General features: G+C 57.5%; 18 protein-coding genes and 1 tRNA gene. 11 read left to right on the top strand and 8 right to left on the bottom strand.

All coding sequences use genetic code 11. From position 1 onward, the window contains the following. The first annotated feature begins 358 nt into the window (after window positions 1–358). Window positions 359–526, top strand: coding sequence for a hypothetical protein (locus GGR27_RS12905; protein WP_168037946.1), 168 nt, complete (start codon window positions 359–361; stop codon window positions 524–526). A 27-nt stretch (window positions 527–553) separates the two neighbouring features. Here the strand turns inward: GGR27_RS12905 and GGR27_RS12900 are convergent, their stop codons facing one another. The 3 genes from GGR27_RS12900 to pnuC form a co-directional block, all read right to left on the bottom strand. Next, the gene (locus GGR27_RS12900) at window positions 554–1,003 is read right to left on the bottom strand and encodes a cytochrome B (RefSeq protein WP_168037944.1); all 450 of its coding nucleotides are present in this window, start codon (window positions 1,001–1,003) and stop codon (window positions 554–556) included. Window positions 1,004–1,071: 68 nt separating this feature from the next. Then, on the bottom strand, window positions 1,072–2,139 hold the full coding sequence (locus GGR27_RS12895; RefSeq protein WP_168037942.1) for an AI-2E family transporter: 1,068 nt from the start codon (window positions 2,137–2,139) through the stop codon (window positions 1,072–1,074). Between the two features lie 40 nt (window positions 2,140–2,179). Next, entirely contained in the window at window positions 2,180–2,794 is a 615-nt protein-coding gene (gene pnuC, locus GGR27_RS12890; protein ID WP_168038430.1) for a nicotinamide riboside transporter PnuC, read from the bottom strand. Between the two features lie 369 nt (window positions 2,795–3,163). Here pnuC and GGR27_RS12885 point away from each other — a divergent pair. From GGR27_RS12885 to GGR27_RS12865, 5 genes are all read left to right on the top strand, one after another. Continuing rightward, a tRNA-Asn gene (locus tag GGR27_RS12885) sits at window positions 3,164–3,237 on the top strand. A 247-nt stretch (window positions 3,238–3,484) separates the two neighbouring features. Then, entirely contained in the window at window positions 3,485–4,402 is a 918-nt protein-coding gene (locus tag GGR27_RS12880) for a PfkB family carbohydrate kinase (protein ID WP_168037940.1), read from the top strand. A 43-nt stretch (window positions 4,403–4,445) separates the two neighbouring features. Beyond that, window positions 4,446–5,573 (top strand): aminotransferase class I/II-fold pyridoxal phosphate-dependent enzyme, encoded by a 1,128-nt coding sequence (locus tag GGR27_RS12875; protein ID WP_168037938.1) that lies wholly within the window; start codon window positions 4,446–4,448, stop codon window positions 5,571–5,573. Further along, window positions 5,570–6,670: a beta-ketoacyl-[acyl-carrier-protein] synthase family protein gene (locus GGR27_RS12870; RefSeq protein ID WP_168037936.1), complete on the top strand. Its 1,101-nt coding sequence runs from the start codon at window positions 5,570–5,572 to the stop codon at window positions 6,668–6,670. The genes GGR27_RS12875 and GGR27_RS12870 overlap by 4 nt, the downstream gene beginning before the upstream one ends. A 62-nt stretch (window positions 6,671–6,732) precedes the next feature. Beyond that, window positions 6,733–7,830, top strand: coding sequence for a T9SS type A sorting domain-containing protein (locus GGR27_RS12865; protein ID WP_168037934.1), 1,098 nt, complete (start codon window positions 6,733–6,735; stop codon window positions 7,828–7,830). A 39-nt stretch (window positions 7,831–7,869) separates the two neighbouring features. Here the strand turns inward: GGR27_RS12865 and GGR27_RS12860 are convergent, their stop codons facing one another. The 3 genes from GGR27_RS12860 to GGR27_RS12850 all read right to left on the bottom strand — a co-directional run bounded on the left by GGR27_RS12860 (window position 7,870) and on the right by GGR27_RS12850 (window position 11,039). Beyond that, complete coding sequence (locus GGR27_RS12860) at window positions 7,870–9,180, bottom strand: septal ring lytic transglycosylase RlpA family protein (RefSeq protein ID WP_168037932.1); 1,311 nt, start codon at window positions 9,178–9,180, stop codon at window positions 7,870–7,872. Between the two features lie 129 nt (window positions 9,181–9,309). After that, window positions 9,310–10,008, bottom strand: a complete 699-nt coding sequence (locus tag GGR27_RS12855; RefSeq protein WP_168037930.1) for an NAD-dependent deacylase — start codon at window positions 10,006–10,008, stop codon at window positions 9,310–9,312. Between the two features lie 71 nt (window positions 10,009–10,079). Continuing rightward, window positions 10,080–11,039 (bottom strand): DUF4861 family protein, encoded by a 960-nt coding sequence (locus tag GGR27_RS12850; RefSeq protein WP_168037928.1) that lies wholly within the window; start codon window positions 11,037–11,039, stop codon window positions 10,080–10,082. A 458-nt stretch (window positions 11,040–11,497) separates the two neighbouring features. Here GGR27_RS12850 and rpoN point away from each other — a divergent pair, with 458 nt between their 5' ends. From rpoN to GGR27_RS12825, 5 genes are all read left to right on the top strand, one after another. Further along, complete coding sequence (rpoN, locus tag GGR27_RS12845) at window positions 11,498–12,997, top strand: RNA polymerase factor sigma-54 (protein WP_168037926.1); 1,500 nt, start codon at window positions 11,498–11,500, stop codon at window positions 12,995–12,997. Window positions 12,998–13,099: 102 nt separating this feature from the next. Further along, entirely contained in the window at window positions 13,100–13,390 is a 291-nt protein-coding gene (locus GGR27_RS12840; RefSeq protein WP_168037924.1) for a GNAT family N-acetyltransferase, read from the top strand. 17 nt (window positions 13,391–13,407) lie between these two features. Continuing rightward, window positions 13,408–14,538, top strand: coding sequence for a glycosyltransferase (locus GGR27_RS12835; RefSeq protein ID WP_168037922.1), 1,131 nt, complete (start codon window positions 13,408–13,410; stop codon window positions 14,536–14,538). Window positions 14,539–14,636: 98 nt separating this feature from the next. Beyond that, window positions 14,637–15,302 carry a GIN domain-containing protein gene (locus GGR27_RS12830; protein WP_168037920.1) on the top strand — a complete coding sequence of 222 codons (666 nt, stop codon included), beginning with the start codon at window positions 14,637–14,639 and terminating at the stop codon, window positions 15,300–15,302. A gap of 235 nt (window positions 15,303–15,537) precedes the next feature. After that, a complete protein-coding gene (locus GGR27_RS12825) occupies window positions 15,538–18,180 on the top strand; it encodes a DUF5916 domain-containing protein (protein ID WP_168037918.1) in 2,643 nt (880 codons plus the stop codon). 92 nt (window positions 18,181–18,272) lie between these two features. Here the strand turns inward: GGR27_RS12825 and GGR27_RS12820 are convergent, their stop codons facing one another. Together GGR27_RS12820 and GGR27_RS12815 are read right to left on the bottom strand one after the other, a co-directional pair. Continuing rightward, a complete protein-coding gene (locus GGR27_RS12820) occupies window positions 18,273–20,786 on the bottom strand; it encodes a CHAT domain-containing protein (protein ID WP_168037916.1) in 2,514 nt (837 codons plus the stop codon). A gap of 324 nt (window positions 20,787–21,110) precedes the next feature. Next, window positions 21,111–21,545: a GNAT family N-acetyltransferase gene (locus GGR27_RS12815; protein WP_168037914.1), complete on the bottom strand. Its 435-nt coding sequence runs from the start codon at window positions 21,543–21,545 to the stop codon at window positions 21,111–21,113. Window positions 21,546–21,929: the final 384 nt, after the last annotated feature.

Raw genomic sequence — 21,929 nt, 5'->3', positions numbered from 1 at the left:
AGAAGCCGACCCTTCCGGTTCAGGAGGAAGGGTCGGCTTCGAAAATAGGGTTGCAAAAAATTAAGCGGGCTTCAGGTGTTCAACTAAGGGAAGTGTGTTTTCCGATGGTGTCACAAATATAGTTACAACCAACCTACTACACAACTATTTGCGTATTATTTAGGTATTATCCCGTTAGTACGCAAATAGGTTATATATTTTGCTCCTGTGTTTATCCTTTGCTTCTACGTCCGCGCCCAAATTCTCTGAAGCAGCCAATCGAAACAAGCATTCCTCCGTTCACTACGCCCGTACGTTCGTGACGGACGCTATCAACATCACTCACCCCTGCGGGGTTTGAGCAAAAAAAGTGAAACCCATGGAAGGCACCCCCGCGAAGAAGTCGAGCGCGCGCACGTTGATCTACCTCATTCTGCTCGGTATTGCCGTACTGGCGGTCCTGCAATTTGCCGGCATCGCAAACGTGCTTGGCAAGGCGGAGTCAGAACACATCATCGACCGGCCGCACGATGGTGACCGGCGGTAAATGGTAAACCCAAAATAGGTGGAGGGGCTAGAACCAGGCCGTCCCCAAACCGCGGCCGGGCCAGGGAATGGACAGCAAAATGATCACCAAACCAATGGAATAGAACACGGCGAGCGTCTTCCAACCTTTATTCAACTCCGCCTGCCGCTTGGCGCGGATGTAGCCGATCGTGATGATGGCAATGGCGATGAGCATCCCCACGAGGTGCTCGACGGTATAGAAACGGGCGACCTTGTCGGACATCACGTCGCTCGTAAACCTGACGTAGGGGCTAAGGAACAAATAGAGCACCAAGCCGAGCACTAACTGGAGGTGCGTGGAGATAAAAGCAAAGAGCGCCAGGCGGTCTTTGCCCGGGTAGACCGTGCCGCCCCGGCGCTTACCGATGGCCTTGACGATGGCGGCCACCAGTAAAATAAGTACGACCCAGCGCAGGCCCGAGTGCGCGTGTTTGACGGCGGTGTAAAGAATGTCCATGGAAAAACCTTGAGGGGGAATGATAGTGGGCCGCAAGGTAAGAATAAGTCCTTTGCCACCCGCTAAAGTCAGTGTCTTTGGGGCAGCTTGGCCTTTTCCTGGCCCATTAAAAAGGCGTAATCTTCCAGACCCCTCACGTGGCTAAAGACGATACGAACGATCCCCGTCAGCGGAATGGCGATGACTGCCCCAATCGGCCCCCAAAGAATGGCGAGCCCCACGACGCAAAGGATGGTCGTCAGCGGATTAAGGTTCACTTCGTCACCGACGACGAGCGGCGTCAGAAAATAACTTTCCAGAAATTGCGCGATGGACATCGTAATGAGCACGCCAAAAATCGCCGTAGAGCCCCCGCCGCCGGCAAAAGCGATGGCAACGGCGATGAGGCCGCCGAGTATGTTACCCAAATAGGGAATCAAACTCATAACCGCCACCAGAATAGCGATGAGGATGGCGTACTCCATGCCGATGATCAGAAAGCCAGCCGAGTAAAGCGCCGCCAGCGTCGCGATGAGAATGAGTTGCCCCCGGAGATATTTCTGGACGACTTCGCGCCCTTCGTTCATGGTTTGGTGCGCAAGACCGCGTTTTTCGTCCGGTGCCAGGCGAATGATGAAACTGCGAAGCCGCTGCTTTTGCGCGAGCATCAAAATAACGTAGACGAGCACCAGGACAAAGTCGCCCATGGTGCTCAGCGTCGCGCTCAGGATCGACATCACGCTTTCGCTCGTCACGGGTAGGTCCTCCATCACCGATTCGTCGTCTTCAAAAGAAGGTAGTTCAGGAATCAGGCCACCCAGGCCGGAGCTTTCCCGAAAGGCATTTATCTGACTGGACAGTGCTCTTTCGAGCTGTGGCCAGCTTTCAACGAGGGAGCTCATTTGCTGGCTGATGGCAAAGAAGAGCCCGACGAAGAAGACCAACAATACGAAGAAGGCACCGAAGATGGCGAAGCCCGGTTTCCAGCCCCAGCTGCGCAGTTTTTCGTCGATGGGGTCAACGATTAGGGACAGTATTCCCGCAACCACGATGGGTAGTAAGAACCCCCTACCAAAAAAGAGGAACGTAACCACACCAATAACGAGAATTAACTGTAGCGTGCTACGTAGAAGTGGGGACCCATCGGAATCAGACATGCGTGTTGTTGAGCGACGCCGTAAACCGGCCGTAACTATGCTAACCTGCCGCCGCAATCTGATGTTCGCGCGTCAGCTCCCGCCGCCAGGTAAAGAAACCGTAAGCCGCCACCATAATGTTGATGACCATCATGAGGGCAAATAAATGCGCACCCTGGCCCCGGTAGATCCAGACGTAAACCGCGTCGATGACGATCCAGTAAAGCCAATTTTCGAGTTTGCGGCGAATCAGCAAAAAGGTCGCCCCGATGCTGAACGCGGTCGTGATCGCGTCCGGGTAGGTAGCGGCCGCCTGGAGGGTCGTGTTAAAAAATAAGCCGAGGGCGCTGCCGCCGGTGCCAGCAAATACGATAAGGGCAAGGTGCTGTGGCATCGTCATGCGAGTGACCGGTAACTGCCCACCTTTATCACCGCCCCGTTGCCACTGCCACACGCCCACCCCGGCCATGATGAGGTAGAACAGTTGTAAAATAGCATCCGATACCAATTCGTACACCACCAACGACTGATACCCCCACACGGCGGTACTCACCGCGGCGAATAGCCAGCACCAGTTGTTGCCCCGCGCGGCGAGGACGACGTAAGCGATGGATGTAATTATAGCTAGCCAGTCTAACGGTTGGGCTGCGGCGAGTTGTTGGAGTAATTCGGTCAGGGTGCTTGTCTTAAATTCCGGACTTTCTTAGGCCCGGAGGGTCGTCTATCGTAGCGTGGGGTGCAGCCCCACGTTTTCGTTGTTAAATTTTAAATCATGCCTAATTCACAAGGGGTCGTCCATCGTAGCGTGGGGACGCCCACTACGTTTTATTATTCAAATTTTAGCTATGGCCAAATCGCCAACCAGCGTAGTCGATCCACCACAACGCACCACAAAGTAAACCCCACGCAACTTCATCCTTCACGGTCAGCGTTAGAAAAATTACCGAACCCCACCAAAAAAAACACCAACGTCCAAAATAAAAACCACCCCACCCTTGCAGGAATAAAACCCCCGGTCGTACATTTGCACCCGCAATGAAAACCTGCCTCAGTAGCTCAGTTGGTTAGAGCGGCGGACTGTTAATCCGTAGGTCGAAGGTTCGAGCCCTTCCTGAGGCGCATCTTTAAAAGCCGAGCACGATATTCGTGCTTGGCTTTTTTTGTCTTGCGGGTTGATTTACACCTCTGATGAACTTTTCTCGATCGCCGCTACGCGCCAATCGAGAAAAGATACATCCGAGGAGAAATCAAATCCTACTTACCTAAAATCCGAGCATTTCTCCTCGGATGTATCTTTTTATTACTACGCGAAGCGGAATAATAAAAAGTTCATCAGAGGTGTAAATGCGGAACAACTCCCAACCCCATGTCCGCCCTCCTCTCCATCGGTACCATCGCCTTCGACGACATCTACACCCCGCACGGGGAAGTAAAAATGATCGAAGCCGGTTCCTGCACCTACATCGCCATGGCCGCTACCCAGCTCTGCCAGCCGGTTCAGCTAGTCTCCATCATTGGTGATGATTACGATCAGGACTTCCTGAACGACCTGAAAAAGCGCGGTGCCGATCTCGATGGCGTCGAAGTCGTTAAAGGCGGCAAATCCTTCTACTGGGCCGGTAAGTACCACGACGACATGATGGGCCGCGATACGCTCGACACGCAGTTGAACGTCCTGGAGCACTTCGAACCCAAACTCCCGCCCGCCTACCGCAAGACGGACTACGTGATGCTCGGCAACCTTAGCCCCGACGTACAATCCTCGGTCATTGACCAAATGGAGACTAAGCCCAAGCTGATCGCCCTCGACACAATGAACTTCTGGATGGACATCGCCATGGAGTCGCTCAAAAAAGTGCTCAAACGCGTGGACGTACTCATCATCAACGACGAGGAAGCCCGCCAGCTTTCGGAAGAGCGTAGCCTGCTGAAGGCCGCCGCCAAAATTGTGGAGATGGGGCCGAAGATTCTCATCATCAAGAAAGGAGAGCACGGTGCCCTGCTTTTTAACGGCGATAAGATCTTTTCCGCCCCCGCATTACTGCTTCCCAAAGTAGTCGACCCCACCGGAGCCGGTGACACCTTCGCCGGTGGCTTCATGGGCTACCTCGCTTCTACGGACGACACTAGTTTCGAAAACCTTAAGCGCGCCATTATTTATGGCTCGGCCATGGCCAGTTTCGTGGTGGAAGACTTCGGTACGCGGCGGATGCAGACGATTACGCGGTCGGACATTGACGGGCGGGTCGGTCAGTTCGTGGAGTTGATGGGGGTTGATCTTTAGGAAGATCGGCACCAATTGCTAGCATCCGAAAAATTAACCTCTGATGGCGGACTTTCTGAATGATCGGTTAGAGAGAATCCGCGCTTCAGGTACCTACCGGGAGTTACCGGGGACGGTAACCGGCGTTGATTTCTGGTCAAATGATTATCTGGGGTTCGCCCGACTGGACAATTCGAAACAACCTTTTGCAGTCGCACGGGGCGCTACCGGGTCCCGCTTGATTTCCGGAGACCGCGACGAGTGGAATAACCTGGAAAAGCTGGCGGCGGAAGTCCACGGCTTCCCGGCGGGCCTGATGTATAACAGCGGATACACCGCCCTCCTCGGCTTACTCGCCGCCTTACTTACCCGGACGGACACCATCATCTACGACGAACTCAGCCACGCCTGTTGCCGGGATGGTATTCGGCTGGGGCATGCCAAATCACTGCGCTTCCGCCACAACGACCTTTTGCACCTGCGCCAGCGCCTCAGTAGCGTGGAGCGGACCGGGCAAGTCTTTGTCCTGACGGAAGGCCGCTTCAGTATGGACGGAGACGTGGCCCCACTAGCCGACATCGTTGCACTCTGCGAAGAATTCAACGCCCAACTCATCGTCGACGAAGCGCACTCGGGCGGCCTGGAGGGTGATAACGGGGAAGGCCTGGTGGCCGGACTTAATCTACAAGACCGCGTTTTCGCCAGTGTGATCACCTACGGTAAGGCTTTCGGAACCCACGGGGCGATCGTGCTCGGTAGTGAAGATCTGCGCGCTTACCTGGTGAATACTTCCCGACCCTTCATCTACACGACGGCCATGGCCGCGACGCAGTGGGTGGAAATTGGCCTGGCCTACAAAAAACTGGGTCGGCACCACTCGTTACAGTACGAGCGGTTGCGCTACAACGTTCGTTACTTCAAAGAACAATTCAACGGAGCCATCTTACGGAACACCGTGAGCGCCAACGACGGGCCGATCCAGACGGTGATGGTGCCCGGTAACGAGGCGGTGATGCAAGTAGAAGCCGCCTGCCGGGACGCAAACTTACTGGTGAAGGGCATTCGTTCCCCAACCGTGCCGGCGGGTTCGGAACGCCTGCGTATTTGCCTGCACGCCTTCAATACTTCCGACGAAATCGAGCAATTAGTTGCCGTGCTCTGCGAGAACCTCCCGAACTTTGGCCGCTCATGAGTCAACGCGTAAAACTGGTCATCAACGGGCGGGGAAGTATATCGGCCGCCGGCAACGACCCGGCTGCTGCCTACCAAACCTGGGGTAAAGACACCGCCACCTGGTCCGTGGAAGCAAGCACCGGGCTACCCGTTTATCGCGTAACTAATATTCCCGAGCACGAAGCCATCGAGCGCTTCGCCCGCCGCCGGTCCGCTGACCGGGCCACCTTGCTCGCCCTCCACGCCGCGGACCAGGCGGTACGCCAAGCCGGGTGGGTCGGGCAAGAATTTGCGATCCTGGTGGGTTGCTCCCGCGGACCGACCGGGAGCTGGGAAGACGGGTACGAGCACTTCCGCGAGACGGGTACCGCCCGCACAAAAACCTCACCACAAACAACCCTCGGCGGCATCGGCTTCGCCCTGGCGGATTACTTCGGTACCCGTTCGCTGACGACCGGCATGAGCGTCACCTGTTCCTCCGGCTTTCACGCACTGGTCCACGCGGTTGCCCTGCTGCGGGCCGGGATGGCGGAGCGGGTACTGGTGGGCGGCGCCGAAGCACCACTCACGCCATTTACGCTCCGGCAGATGGAGGCGATGGGGATTTATGCTTCCGTACCCGAAAGACGGAAACACGCCTGCGACCCGCTCGGCAAGCCGGCTTCCGGGATGGTGATCGGGGAAGGGGCGGCGTTCGTCGCGCTGTCGACGGAAGGTAGTGGCCCCACTTTGATGGGTATTGGATTTGGCCGGGAGCAAGTGGCGAGTGCTACGGGAATTTCCCGTGAAGGTGAAGCACTACAAGCCTCCATGACGGCGGCGCTTGCGGAAGCGGGGATTCCTTGCGCCAACGTCGTCCTACACGCACCCGGAACCGATCGCGGAGACGACGCGGAGCAAAAGGCGATTCACGCGGTCATGGGCAGTTATGACAACGTGGACGGGATTTTCAATAAGCATTTAACGGGTCATACGTTCGGGGCTTCGGGTCCGCTCGGGCTGGATTTTGCGCTGTCCGTGCTGGAAAATGATCGTGGATACCCGCACCACAGCCTGCTGGTTAACGCGACTGGCTTCGGGGGAAATGCCGTATCGGTGGTAGTGAAAGGAGAATAATACTCCTTCCGGGGTATGCAGTGCGACGTGAATTTGCATCCAACCGCCAAATCACCCCCGCCATGGCCTACACGCCCCTCCGTATTTCCGTCCCCGAGCCCTGCCACGAAGACTGGGCCGGCATGACGCCCGTTGACGGGTCGACCGCGCGCCACTGCGACTCCTGCGCGAAAAACGTCGTTGACTTCACCGGCTTTTCGGATGCGCAGTTAGCCGCCTTCACTAAAGAGAATAACAATAAGATTTGTGGCCGCTTTCGACCGGATCAGCTCGGTCGACCGCTGCGTGCCAACCGCAAGTCGAGTTACACGCCGCTAAAAATAGCGGCTACGGCCGCCGGCTTACTACTCAGCGCAACTGGCCTTGACGCACAGCAAGCGCCCGGCAAACCCACCCCGGATATTTTGGAAAGACCCGAGTATCCGGAGATCATGGGAATGGTCGAGCAAATGCCATTCCCGGAGCCGGTAACTCCTCTCGGTCACGATACGATCGTACCGGAAAATTCGGCGGCCGTGGATACCGTAATTTCTTTGCCCGAGGTCCAAGTCATTTCGTACAGCGCCATCAAGGGCCGGGTTGCGATAAACCATACCGTGGCCCCGCTCGAACTGAGTAGTTGTGACGGGGTTGTTTTTATTGATCAAAGCGCTCCGAGCGAGCAAACAATTCAACCCGTCATTTCCGCTGCGGAAGCGACACGCGACACGATCATTCCACTCCCGCCCACTACCGTACACCCATCCGAAATGATCATGGGTGAAGTATACGTAGAAACCCCGCGGCCTACCGGGCTGGATTATGTACTGGATTCCCTCAAAGCGTTCGTCGATAGCGTTTCCCCCGCTCCTTCCCCAAAAGCTTTGCACCCGCGACCGCGCCCAGCCGCCCCCGATTATCTCGAAAACTTTACCGTCTCGCCCAACCCCGCCCGCGAAAAAATTCGCATCAGCGTAAATTCCCCCCTGGCCCAAACGCTGGAACTTAGCTGGACCGACGCCAGCGGTAGGGTGCTCCGCAGCCAAGTCTGGCCCCTCACGGCGGGCGAAAACTGGCTCACGCAGCAAATCGATTTTGAGCCACGCCACGGCATCGTCTTCCTACGGCTGACGGACGAACGGGGTACACGAGCCACGAAGCCAGTGGTACTGAAACGGTAACGCCCACGGTTAGCTCCGCAGTAATGGACTACTCGCAGCTTACTGCACGCGGCGCACGGTCGCATTGGCGTAGCCGGCTTCGCGCACGGTCTCCCGCAGCGTTTCGGCCTGCGACTGGAAGTAAAACTTGCCGGTGTAGACACGGGCGATCTTACCGTCCGTCAACAAAAACGCGGGGGCCAGTCCTTTTTCTTCCAATTCTTTAACCAGCTGTTTTGCGCTGGCTTCGGACCTGAAGGCGCTGACCTGGACGCCGAAAAGCATGGCGTCCGGATCAAAGGTTTGTGGCACGGTGGCGGGGGCAACGGGTTCCACGTCAGTCTTGATGGGTTCGGCATTCGCCTGGATTGCAACCTCGGTTTTTGTGGGGGCCGCGGTCGTAGATGCAGTGCTATCCCGGGCAACGGCCACCGACGGTGCGGTAGCGGCGGGGGGCGTCACGGCTTCTTTGGTCACGACAACTTCAGCCGGTTTGCGGTTACGCGCAGCTTTGCAGGTCGGTCCATCCGTACCCATCTTAATCACGCGGATGTTAATCATCACCGGACCGACGGAGAGCATACCGAGGTCAGCGGCGGCGGAGCGACTTACGTTAAGCAAGCGACCGGACTGAGCGGGTCCGCAGTCGTTCACCCGGACGTCGACGGTCTCCCCACTAACCACGTTCGTGAGCGCGAGCTCGGTGTTGTAGGGATACTGCTTGCTGGCCGCGGTGTATTCCCCGTGGAGGTAGATCTCGCCGGTGCTGGTTTTTCGCTGATTGGCATTTTTTGGGTAAAAGCCAACGATGCCGCTGGTATCGGTAGCGGGGGCGGGCGAACCGGTGACGGGGGCCAGCGGAAGCGTGGTGACGTCGGAATCCACGTCAGTAATGACGTCGGGCGGGAGGGCGGCGGCGGTTTCGACCGGGTCCCAGTCGGCGGGCGGTGGTGGGATGGCTTTGTTGGCGGCGCGCAGTTTTTTGGCCCAGGCACCCCGCTTGCAGGTTGGCCCGGCGGTGCTGCGGCGGACCACGCGGATGGAGACGGGGACGCGGCCGTCCTGCACCATGTCCAGGGACACGGCGGCGGCCTGGGTAAGGTCCAGCGTGGCGTCCGGGTGGTTGGGCCCACAATCGTTGACTTTTACCGTGACGGCCTTGCCGTTGTTCTGGTTGGTGACTTCCAGGATCGTCCCCCAGTTGTACTGCGTGCTGGCGGCGGTGTACAGTTCGGGTTGCAGGGTTTCGCCCGTGCTGGTGAGTTTTCCGTAGTACTTCTGGTTATAAAAGGTAGCCTGGTTCGCCTGGGCGGCGGCGGTGAAGGAGACGGCGAGGAGAAGAAACAGAACGACTGGGAAGCGATTATTCATGGGCCTTGGGCGCTATTGGGGCTCAAACTACAATTCGCCCACCCAAAGGTTGAGGGCATCCTGCCCGAATGGCCGTGCGGTAGCGCTGCCGCTGTTTCCCGATAGCTATCGGGATCGGGCAGGATGCCCTCAACCTTGAAACAGTCTTTGGATCAACTCCACCACCTCCAACATCCCCTCACTACCCCTTTTTTCAATCACGGTAATGTCCCGCCGCGAAAGCTCGTGGTTAATGCTCGGCTTAGGGTCGATATAAATAATTGGCGCGTTCGGCGGCGCGTAGCCCACCAGGCCGGCGGCGGGGTACACCTGCATGGACGTACCGACGATGATGATTAAGTCAGCGCGAGAAACGACGTCGGCGGCGCGCTCGATCTCCGGCACCGCCTCCCCGAACCACACGATGTGGGGGCGAAGTTGCTGGCCACTTTCGGTCAGGTCACCAACGCGGATGTCGCCTTTCCACGCCACCGGCGGCTCCCGGTCGTTGACCGCCCGTGCTTTAAACAACTCTCCGTGCAGGTGGATCACGTTCGTACTGCCCGCCCGCTCGTGCAGGTCGTCGATGTTCTGGGTGACGACGGTGACGTTATGATCTTTCTCCAACCCGGCGATCAATTCGTGGCCCCGGTTGGGTGCTACGGTGTGGAGTTGGGCGCGGCGCTGGTTGTAGAAGTTAAGGACTAATTCGGGGTCGCGCGCGAAGCCCTCGGGGCTCGCGACGTCCTCCACGCGGTGGTTTTCCCACAGGCCGTTGCTGTCGCGGAAAGTAGCGATGCCGGATTCGGCGGATACGCCGGCGCCGGATAGGATGACGATGTTTTTCATGGCTCGTTGCTTGGGGGGGAAAGGATTATCGTTGCGGCGCGCGGGTACGGCTTGCCCGGTGGTGATTTTCCTTACTGAATTACCGCTTCGAAGGCTTCCCGCCGCTCAAATTCGGGGTGGCCCGGCGCCCAGCCCGCCGTAAAGCGGTAGCCAACCGGCTTGCCGTTTTCCAGTTTGGCCCGGACGTAATAAGTGGAAGCCACCGGCTGGGCCTCGGGGGCTAGCTCACCGTGGTCCACGAAGTCCGCCTCGTCGACCGAGACGGCCATACCTAGGTAATACTCTTTCTCCGCCTGCGGGCCGTGCGTGTAAGCGACGAAACGGTCCTCTTTCTCTACCGTATAGAGCGTATCGGAGTGCAGATTGACGATGCCGATGATCAGCGATTCACCGCCGGTGAGTCCGGTAGCCGTCACGGTAGATTCGTAGCCGTGGGTGCCGGCTTCGATGCTGATATTCCAGTCCAGGTCGATGGTCCGCCCGGCAATTTCTAGTCCGTTGTATTCGAGCAAAAAGGCGGAACGTTCCGCGCCTTCTTCCGTGATGGTGATCTTTTCTTCCCGGGCGTCGCCGATGCGATAAACTTCCCCATCGATCATCAGGGCAATGCTACCCGCGCCGAGGGAGTTGCCGGCCTTGAGCACGTCCATGCCCCAGTCGGACATTTCGTGGTAGTTGTTCCCGTCCAGGCCAACGGTGTCCATCACCATGTCGCGCACTTTTTTGCCGTGGATGTCGATGCCGTTACGCTCGTCCCAGTACATCCGAAAACCGATGTTCTCGTTCTCCCAGGCGGGGCCTTCGTTTTGGTAGCGGGCGGGCATGATTTGCCCCACGTGGTCGGCGTCGCGGATAAATTCCGTGCCTTCCACGAACTCGTTCTGGGCGTTGCGCTTGGCCAGGCGGATATTGGTGCGGATGGTTTCGTCGGTAGTAGCCACGTCATTATTTGACGTAGTAGCCTGATCGCCACCGCCGCAGGAGAACAGCATTAGGGCGAGGCCGCAGGTGCCGAGTAAGGGGGCTAGCAAGCAAGGTTTGTTGAGTGTCATCATTAGTGTTGTGCGGCGTTTGGTGAAAATTACCAGCTCGTGAGTTGAGTCGTTAGAAGTACTCCCGGACGGGACGGGGTGCCTCTGCATTCAGCTATTCCGTGCTCACACACGGATTTACTACGGCAAGAAACAAAATTAGCGTACACCCGCCATATGATCAGTCTAATTATTCTCCGCGCAAAAAGAGCTAGAGAGATACCCTGAAAGAAAGTAGCAGTAAGAAAGCGCACTACGCGCACGATTACCGTACAAATGAAAAGCCTCACTAAATTAAACACCCGAGGCTCAGTCCACGACCGGCGGCGTTTATCCGCGTTTCCAGCGATCGCTACGGGCAACTAGATAAACCTAAACCCACCGCCCTGCTTAACTGTACACACAACACCCTACCTTTAAGCAACCCCCAAACCACGCTCCCTTACCCCCCTTTCTTCATGATCGGACAAAATTTCAAGCAAAAACAATCCCAGACCGCCAGCCCCCGGCAGATCCAGCTCATGCAGCTGGTTCAGTTGCCGCTGATGGAACTGGAGAACCGCATCAAGGAGGAGCTCGAACGCAACCCTACCCTCGAAGAAGCCGCCCCGGCCGAGCCCGATACCGACGAGAAAGCGGAAGAGCGCGACGAAAAAGAAAAAGACGAACGCAACTCTGACTACGACGACGACTACTTCCAGCAGTACCTCGAAGACGACCCAACGAGCTACAACCAATCCAAAAAAAGCGACGAAGACTATGCCGCCCCCGGTAGCTATACGGCCGACGAGACGAGTCTTTTACAATACCTGGACAGCCAAATTAGCGGACTCGAACTCCAATCTCACCTGGAGATCCTCATCGCCAGCCAGATCATCGGCAACCTCGACAACGACGGCTACCTGCAGCGCAGCCTCACCGCCATTGCCGACGACCTGCTGATCAACTACAATCTCGACGTTCCGGTGAGTGAGATTCAGGCCGTCCTCAAAAGAGTCCAAACCCTCGACCCGCCCGGTATCGCCGCCCGCGACCTCCGCGAATGTCTTCTCCTCCAGATCAACCACCTGGTGGATTACGGCGACGACATCGAAGACATGCAGTTCGCCGACATCGTGCTGGCCCAGCGCATCCTGAAGGAAAACTTCGAAGCTTTTTCTAAGAAGCACTACGAGAAACTCCAGGAAAAGCTCGACGTCGACGAGGACGACCTCCGCGACGCCCTGCGCGAAATACTGCGCCTCAACCCCAAACCCGCCAGCGGTCTCACCGGCGCGGCCGGCGGCCAAAGCGCGCGCACCGTCGTCCCGGATTTTGTCCTTTCCATTCAGGACGGCAAGCTAAAACTGCAACTCACCGCCCGCAACGCCCCCGACCTGAAAGTGAGCGACCACTACCAGGAGATGCTCAAAAACTTCCGCAAGGAGCAGAAAGAAAGTGGCAAACTCACCGTCGCCCAGAAACAGGCCGCCGGCTTCATCCGCCAGAATATCGACTCCGCCAGTTGGTTCATCGAAGCCATTCAGCAGCGGCAGCAGACCCTCTTCTCCGTTATGCACGCCATCATGCGCTACCAGGAAGCCTTCTTCCGCAGCGGCGACGTCAAGGACCTCCGCCCCATGATCCTCAAGGACATTGGCGAGATCACCGGACTGGACATCAGCACCGTCAGCCGGGTGGCCAGCAGTAAATTCGTCCAAACGGACTATGGCATCCACAGCCTCCGCGAGTTCTTCAGCGAGGGCATGACCAATCAGGAAGGCCAGGAAGTAAGCACGACGGAAATCAAGGACGTGCTCAAAACCATCATCGAAGAAGAAGACAAACGCAAGCCACTCGCCGACGGCACCCTGCAAAAAGAACTCGCCAAAAAAGGCTACGACATTGCCCGGCGGACGGTCGCTAAGTACCGCGAGCAGCTGGGGATGCCGGTGGCTCGGTTGCGGAAGGAGTTCTGAAAAAGTCTAGAGTCTGTGGTCTGTAGTCTGTACGATGAACCACAGACTACAGACCTTAGACCACAGACTACTATCTTCCCCCCCCATAAAAAATAACCAAAGATGACCGACTCCACCGAAGCAGTAACCAACAACCCCGAGAAGTACCGATTTGAAATGGCCAGCGGCGCGCAAACGTCCAAGCTCGATTACCGCCTGGGGCGCGACCGAATTGCGCTCGTACACACCGAAGTACCCGACGATTTGCAGGGACAGGGCATCGGTTCTACGCTGGTCAAGGCCGCCCTCCAGCACGCTAAGGACCACAAATTGACCGTGCTCCCCTACTGCCCGTTCGTGGCGGCCTACATCGAGCGGCACCCGGAGTGGAACGAGATCGTGGGCGAAATATAGGCCAGTAACCCGCCCGCATGCTTACAATACTTTTCACCCTCACCGCCGCGATTCAGCTTCTCTTTTGGGGCTCATGCTTCCGGACCGCGTACCGGGAACGGTGGCGGACGCCGCCGGTCGTGGCTACTCACCCGGCGAGCGTTATCGTTTGTTTTCGCAACGAGGTTGACAACTTAGCCGCCTGCGTGCGGGGGATTCTCGCGCAGGAGTACCCGCCCGGTTTTGAGTTAATTTTGGTGGACGATAATTCTACGGATGGCTCCACGGAGTTGGCGCGGACACTGGAGCGGGGGGATGACCGGGTGCGGGTTTTGTACCCCGGCCGGACGCGACCCGGCAAGAAGGATGCCCTGGCTTACGGAATCGCGCAGGCAAAGCACGAGCGGCTGGTGCTGACGGATGCGGATTGCATACCGGCCTCCCGGTGGTGGCTGTGGGGTATAGCGGGGCGGCTTTATGGTAAGACGGAATTGCTCCTCGGCGTTTCTCCTTACCGAGCGGAAATCGGTGCCGGCCTACTGGCGCGGTGGCAGCAGTTTGAGTCGGTTTACGTTAGCTTGAAGTACCTTTCTTTCTCGCACCGGGGCCTACCGTACATGGGCGTTGGGCGAAACCTCGCTTACACCAAAAGCTTTTTCAACCGGGCGGAAGGCTTTGCCGGGCACACCGATCTGGCGAGCGGAGATGATGACTTACTGGTGAGCTCCGCCGCAACGGTAGTGGGCACGGCGGTAGTCGTCGAGCCGGAAACCTGGACGTACAGCGCGCCGCAGCCGAATTGGGAAAAGTACTTTTTGCAGCGGGCACGGCACCAGTCGACGGGCGGGCGGTATCCACTGGAAGTCTCGGTTTTGCTGACGGTTTTGGCGGCGAGCCACGGTTTTTTTTACGTGCTGGGGGCACTTATGCTTTGGTACGGGGAAGTGCAATTAGTGGCCTATTGTTACTGCATTCGACTGCTCGCCATTACTTACGCTTGCGCACCGGCTTATTATCCGGAAGCATTATTGGGCGAGGACGTGGATGCCGGGTTGGGGTGGAAAATCTGGGGAAAACTACTGGCGAACGTGGCTTTCTTCGACGTCTGGGTGGGGCCCATGTATTTGTACCTTGCCGTGGTGGGGTTGGTGGGTAAAAAGAGTTGGTAGCGGGGTGCAACCCTGATGGTTGAACTTCGTCCCTCTTGTTACAACCGTGGCCACGCCCCGGAATTCACCAGACATCACACATCTACGCCACCCAAATTATGCTACGCACCTCCTTTCTCCTGTTGTTACTCACCTGCTTCACCCTCACCACCTGCGCCCAGCGGCAACGCTCCGTCAAAGCCTCCAACAATACGGTAACCGAAATGCGTGACCACGCTGATTTTACCGGCCTCGACGTCAGCAGCACGATCGAAGCGACCGTGCGTCAGGGCAGTGCATATTCCGTTGAAATCGAGGCGTCCGACAACGTGATCGGTCTCGTGGAGACGAGCGTCCGGTCGGGCGTATTGCAGCTGACGTTAGCGCAGGAAACCCGGTACGAAGACTTGAAAGTCCGGGCCGTCATCACCATGCCGACCCTGACGAGTTTACGGGCCAGCGGTGCCGCCCGCGTGGCGGCTTCCGGGTTTACCGAAGGCTCCGGCGAGATGGATTTTGATTTCTCCGGGGCAGCCTCCGTTAGCGTAAAGGACTCCCGCGCAAAGCGTCTCAACTTGGATGCCTCCGGGGCTTCCAACGTCGACCTTGCCGACTTGAAGGTCGAGCGCGCCGAGATCGACGTGGCCGGGGCAAGCTCGATCAAGTTAGGGGTGAGTGAGCAGCTCAGCGGAAAGGCTTCCGGGGCCAGCTCCGTGAGAAACCGGGGCAGTGCGTCGCTGAACGTACGGACCAGTGGTGCTTCCCGGATCCAGTCGGTGGACTAAGCCGCTCGTTGGATAATCAGTGTTAACACCCCAATGTGACCGGAGCGCATCAGTAACCCTGGGCGCTCCGCTTACCTTTGCCCCCGGCCCGGTAGTCGGTCTTTACCGGGGGTAATGTGCTCTTTTAGGGAACATCAATTCTAGCTTGTTCCCGCTAATTCCCCTGCACCCGTCCCGACTAAGTCGGGACCCCTTTTTATTTCCGCCTTCTCCTAGTATTCAGTTCACCACAATTATGCGTTCATTTCTCTGCCCCTGCCTGGCGCTTTGTTTGGTGTCTTTACCGGCGTTCGGCCAGGACGAAAAACCTGTCTACGAGACGCAGCGGCTCGTTGGTGATGCGCCCACCATCGACGGCAACATCAGCGACACGATCTGGAACCAAGTGCCCTGGGCCGACCTGAACTACCAAGTGCAGCCCAGCGACGCGGAGCCGGTGAGCCAGGAAACGCGGTTCAAAATTCTGTACGACCAGAAGAACCTCTACGTGGCGTTTCGCGCCTTCGACACCAACCCCGAGAAGATTGAAGCCCGCCTCGGCCGCCGCGATGATTTCCCGGGCGACTACGTGGAGATCAACTTCGATAGTTTCAACGATAAACGCACCGGCTTTTCCTTTTCCAGTTCCGTCAGCGGCGTGCGCGGCGACGAGTTCATCAGTAACGACGGGGAGAATTGGGACAGTAACTGGGACCCGTTCTGGTTCATGAAAGCGAAGCAGGATTCGATTGGCTACACCGTCGAAGCGCGCATCCCTTTCTCCCAACTCCGCTTTGGTAAGGCCCCGAGCCAGGAGTGGGGTTTGCAGGTCACACGCCTCAACTTTCGGGAGCAGGAGCGCGACGCGTGGTCGCCCGTCAAGCAGGATCAGAATGGCTGGGTGAGCCGCTTTGGAACCCTGAAGGGCATTGAAAATATCAAGGCCCGCAAGCCGCTGGAACTCCAACCCTACGTACTCGGCCAGGTCCGCACCGGCGGCAAGTTCAACGCCGACGACCCCTTCAGCCGCAAGACGGACACCCGCGCCAGCGTGGGCCTCGACGGGCGGATCGGCCTGACGAACGACATCGCGGTCGACTTCACGATCAACCCCGATTTTGGGCAAGTCGAAGCCGACCCGGGCGCCATTAATCTCGACGGATTTCAAATCTTCTTCCGCGAGCAACGGCCCTTTTTCGTGGAGAACGCCAACATCTTTGATTACCAGTTGACGCAGTCCGAAGCAGGTGGCAATTACACCGGCGACTTGCTTTTTTACAGTCGGCGCATCGGTGGCGTACCGAGCCGGTTCATCCAGGGCGACCCAGTGAATGGCCGCTACGTGCAGCAGCCGGAAAACACGACTATTTTGGGCGCGGCGAAGGTGAGTGGTAAGACGCAGAGCGGTCTTTCGCTGGGCTTGCTTTCTTCTGTCACGGAGCGAGAGTTAGCGGACATCGTGAACGTCAACAACGAGGAAACGGAAGTCGTGGAGCCGCTGACGAGCTACAACGTCGGGCGGGTGCAGCAGGATTTTAACGACCGCAACAGCAGCATCGGCGTAATCCTGACGACGGTTAACCGGGATTTGGAAGGTAACGAAGACCTGGAATTTTTACACAACAGCGCGTACTCCGGCGGCGTGGATTTGGTACACCGCTGGAAGGACCGCGCCTGGCAGATGCGGGTCAACTTACTCGCTAGCCAGGTGCGCGGCTCAGAGCAAGCCATCACCCGAACGCAGCGCTCCTTCGAGCACCTTTTCCAACGGCCCGACGCCAGCCACCTGGGCGTGGATTCCACCCGCACGAGCCTGGAGGGCACGGGCGGCACGGTAACCGTCGGCAACTTTGCCGGCGACTGGATTTTTGAGGCGGGGGCGACCTACCGCAGTCCGGGATTGGAGATCAACGACATCGGCTTTTTAAGTAATACGGACCAGGTTAACGCTTTCGCCTGGGGCTCGCGCGTCTGGCGGAAACCGCAGGGCATTTTTAACCGGCGGCAGTGGAACCACAATATCTTTTTGGGGTGGGATTTTGACGGTTCTTCCCTTGAACGGCGGTACAATACGAACGTCAACGCGACCTTCAAGAATTTCTCATTCTTCAATGCTTTTCTCAATCTGGAGCAGCAGGACATCAGTAAGAATGCGCTCCGGGGCGGCCCGCTGCTGCGGCGCTCCCCGGGCTTCTACACCGGGTTCTATTACCGGACGGACAACCGGAAGAAAATGACGTTCGGGGTGTTCGCCAACGGTGGCGGTTCGTACGACGGCAACACCGAGGGCCGGGGCGCTGGCTTTGAAGTTCGGTACCAACCCCTCGACGCGCTGGCGCTTAGTTTCGAGCCCGAATTCGAATGGGGCGGCCGCAACGACCAGTACATCGACACGCAAACGGACGGGGACCGCACGGCCTACCTACACGGTAGAATCGATCGCCAAACGCTCACGCTGACCCTCCGCGCGATCTACAACCTTACGCCCGACTTCACGATCCAGTACTACGCCCAACCCTTCATCACGAAAGGCGAGTACACACAATTCAACCGCCTCGGCGACCCGGATGCGCGGGACTTCGGGGAGCGCTTTCCGCGCTACGCTGACGAGGAGCTTTCGTTTGACAAAGAATCCAGCGTCTACTCCGTCAACGACGATGCGGATGCGGCCACCGACTTCACCTTCGATGACCCGGATTTTAACTTTATCCAGTTCCGTTCCAACCTCGTTTTCCGCTGGGAGTACCGGCCGAGTTCGACACTGTTTTTCGTTTGGCAACAGGGCGGTAGCGGTGGTGGTGACCCGACTAAGAACTCGTTCGAGACCGTGGGGGATCTTTTTGACCAGGAGATTCGGAATACGTTTTTGGTGAAGGCGGCTTATCGGTGGGTTAGGTAGGAGATTATAGGCGGTAGGCGGTAGGCGGTAGGCGGTAGGCGGTAGGCGGTAGGCGGTAGGCGGTAGGCGGTAGAATATAGGCTAGACTATGCTTATTCTTTTAGTACGTACGCTGCTAATATAGCCAGACTGATGGCACCCAGGAACAGAAGAAAATAATTCCAGTTGAACACGGTAGCCGTTTTGATCACTCCGTCCGCACCCTGTATCAAAAACCCGGCCCAGTAGTAAGGGTGGGTGTAGCGGTTGTCCTGACGGAGTGCAGTTTGGGCGGAGAAGAGGGCCACCGAGCGGTCTTCCCCCCGCGCAAGGGCTTCGTAGAAATGAACCATGAACTCTTTAGTTGCCTCATCATCGACTTGCCAGCGGCTCGACACCGTCGTGCGGACGCCGGCGGCGGTGAAGGCATTGCCGATGCTCAGCACGCCTTCCCCGGGGGCCACTTTACCCAGGCTGGTCTCGCAGGCGGAAAGCACCACCATTTCGTTGAGCATGTTTAGTTTGGATAAGTCCTCGTAGAATAGGAGCTCCTTAGCGTCCAGCGTATCGGTTGTCTGGCGAAAAGCGATGAAGCTACTGCCCGGCTGAGTAGCGTTCACTACGCCGTGGCTGGACACGTGAACCGTCAGGGCCTGAGCACTCCGCGCCAGGAAAGCCGCCAGACTAGCTTCTTCCCCCACCAGTAGCGTAGCGTCCATTACGTCCGCAATGGCCTCAACTTCAGCAAGGTTATGCAGCAGCGGGGGCAGCCCGGGGCCGCCGCGAAAATCTTCCCGCCCCCGCAAAGTGGAGGCAGCCCTTTCGCTCCCGGCAAAGCTGGGGGCAAAGGCGATCAGATTCTCTTCGGTAGCCAGTAAGTTCTCGCGTGTGGCGTGGCGGGCCTGCTGTGCTAACCCGTGGTCGAAACGAACCTTAATTTTATCCCCCAGGTATGCTTGGTTGGTGAAGTCGACGGAAGCCGCGCTACCGTCCCCCCACGGGAGCGCTACGAAGGGCAAATGGTGAAGCGCACCGTCGGGAATGATCAGTAGCTTATCCGTCGCAAGCGTGGCGGGGAGTAGCAGTTTGGCCAGCGTATCGCCCAGGCGTTGGTAGCAGAGATAGAGACTATCCTGCTGCACTGCCGACCGCATACTCACCCGCTGGTAAGCACTTCCGTAGATGCTTTCTTTGAACGCTCCGATTAATTCACCGAGGTTCGTATTCGTCAAATCCAGTCGCTGAACTTCCAGCCGGCCACTCGGCGCGAGGTGAAAATAAAGCTGCGTTTGCCGCCCCACGTGGTAAGCGACAATGTCGGTCCGTTCCCGCGCGGCGTACCGCTGCCAGAACGTGGAGTCGGGTACCGCTACGGGTCCTTTGCCCCGGCGGCGTTCGTATTCCCGCAACAGCGCGGTACTCTTAACGCGGTCGCTGAAGAACAGGGCTTCCCACGGGCGGCCCAACTGAATTAATAACTCAACTGCTCGATCAAAATCATCCTTGTGTTGCCGGCTCCAGTATTGCTGACTGACTTCGTTGATGGAGCGTGCGCGCAGTGCATCACGCACGTCCAGTTGCGCGTAGTGGTCCGCGAGTGCCTGCACGCTATCTCCTATTTCCAGTAAAGCGGCAGCGCGCAGGCCGTAAACTTGGTGGACGTTATTTAAATTAAGTGTTTTGGCGGTATCGAGGTAGGCAAAGGCGTCTTGTAGGTACCAATTCCCTTCCCCGTAGTGACGAATGCTTTCGTTAGCCAATTCCACGACGGCTGCGTAACGTCCAAGCTCGTTCAGGATGTTGGCTTTTTGAAATACGGCGAATTTTAGTCCTTCCTGAATATATTCTTTGTCTGATTCGATCGCCATCTCAATGGCCACCAGGGCCTCCTCAAACTGATCTTGCCGGGAGTAAAAGGTAGAAAGGTTGTGGTAAAGGCCACCGAGTTGGCTGTGGAAGGCAGTGTCCGCCAGCGCAATGTCGATGGCCTGCCGGAAGCCACGTTCGGAAGCGACCTGATCGTCTTCCACGGCCGTAGCAATAATGGCGCGCACCATGATCGCTTCGATGCGCAACTGAGTGTCGTTGCCCGCGATTTGTAGCGCAGTTGTCGCCTCCGCGGCGGCGTCGATGTCGGCTTCCGCATTATACAACCCCATCATGGCCAGGTCGCTGTGCACGTTGACCAGATCGCGGGGCGCGGGGTCGTCCGCTTCGTGCAGGTAGTCGAGCGCTTGGCGGAGCAGGGCTTCCGAGCCACCCATGTCGCCTCGTTGCAGGGCAACCTGGGCGCGGACGCGTACGATCCGGCCCCGTAAAGCGGCGTCGGACGTATCCGTATTCATCGTCACGGTATCCAGGAGGGCGAGGGTGAGGTCGGCGTCCTTGAAAAAATTGCAGGAGGCGATAGCGAGACGTACTTCGTTGCAATGCCGGTTTACACTTTCTCCGCAATTACCGTAGATCGGCGTGAGTATTGCGAGCGCTCCGTCGAAGTCCTGCTGGTAGACTTTTTCCCAGGCGGCCTTCACGCGGCCGTCCCGAAAGTTCATTGGTTCTCCCTGTGCGTGGCCAATCAGGGAAAACAGCGTACACACAGCAACCAGAACCAATCGGATAAGGAGCATACGGGCGGAAGGTTAGCGTTGTTTGTGGCTTACCGCAATCTTGCGGGCCGGCTAATTTAACCTTTTGCATAGCTACGGATCAGTAATAAATGTCTAGCCACCTGTTTTTGGGCGCGGCCGCCCCGACTAAGTACGGGACTAGCTAACGCGTCGCCGGTGCGGGGAAGGTGGAAAAAGAGCGGCCCGAACGTCCTTCACTCGGCAAGTCTTCGAAAATCCAGTAAATAGCTCTGGTAATTCCCACCTCCCCGGATGCCCCGGCACTCCCGATAGCTATCGGGATCGGGACCGCGCTAACCGGCGTATCACGGTGGACTGAGGCTTCTAGTCCACCAGCGCTTTGACAAAATAAAAGGCCCGTAAGTCAAAACCGTGGTCGAAGTAGAATTTATGGGAGCGGGCGTTGGTGACGTAAGTTTTTAGTTCCATGCGGACGCAGTTCTCCGCTCTCGCCCACGCTTGTAGTTGCTCCATAAAATAGCTTCCGGTGCCGCCGCGCGCCGCCGGGTCGACGATCACGTTATCGAGCTCGACGAGTTTGCCGCCGTAAAGGCGTACGCTGACCCAGGCGCTGGCGACGCCGATGAGTTCTTCGGCACGGAAGAGGCCGAAGCAGTAGTAGCCGTCGAAATCCCACTGGGTGACGAGGCGGGCGGCTAGTTCTGCGGTCGGTATGGCGGGGTTGAGGAGGTGGACCAGCTCGACGACGCGGGGGGCGTGGGTGGGATTTAGGGAGCGGAAGGATAGATCGGGCGGCATGGGTTTCTTGGGTATTCGGGTCGAGTTACGGTAATGAGGTAACAACTGAGATCACGGATATGAAGGAGGTCGGTGAGTGAACAATTATTAACTGACCTTACGCAACCGGATTATGCCACATAAACACAAAAACACAAGAGTGAGTAGAAGGTGTTTCGGCGTAGCCGTACACCGATTTTTGTGCTTTTGTGCTGAAATAATCTGCGTGACATCAATTATTAAAATGATACGGGTAAGTGTCTACAAACCTTTCAGTAATTCTTGCAAATCTTTGTTCTTTTTATCGCAGATACAGCGCGGCCGCGGGTGCCGGGGTAATGAGTAATGCTCGGCCTTTAGGTGAATCACCTTGCGGCTCCCCTGATCCCGGCACCGGCGACCGCG

Source organism: Neolewinella antarctica, assembly GCF_011927835.1.
Lineage (GTDB): Bacteria > Bacteroidota > Bacteroidia > Chitinophagales > Saprospiraceae > Neolewinella > Neolewinella antarctica.
The sequence above is the reverse complement of the archived record's forward strand: the minus strand, read 5'-3'. Positions and strand labels throughout refer to the sequence as shown.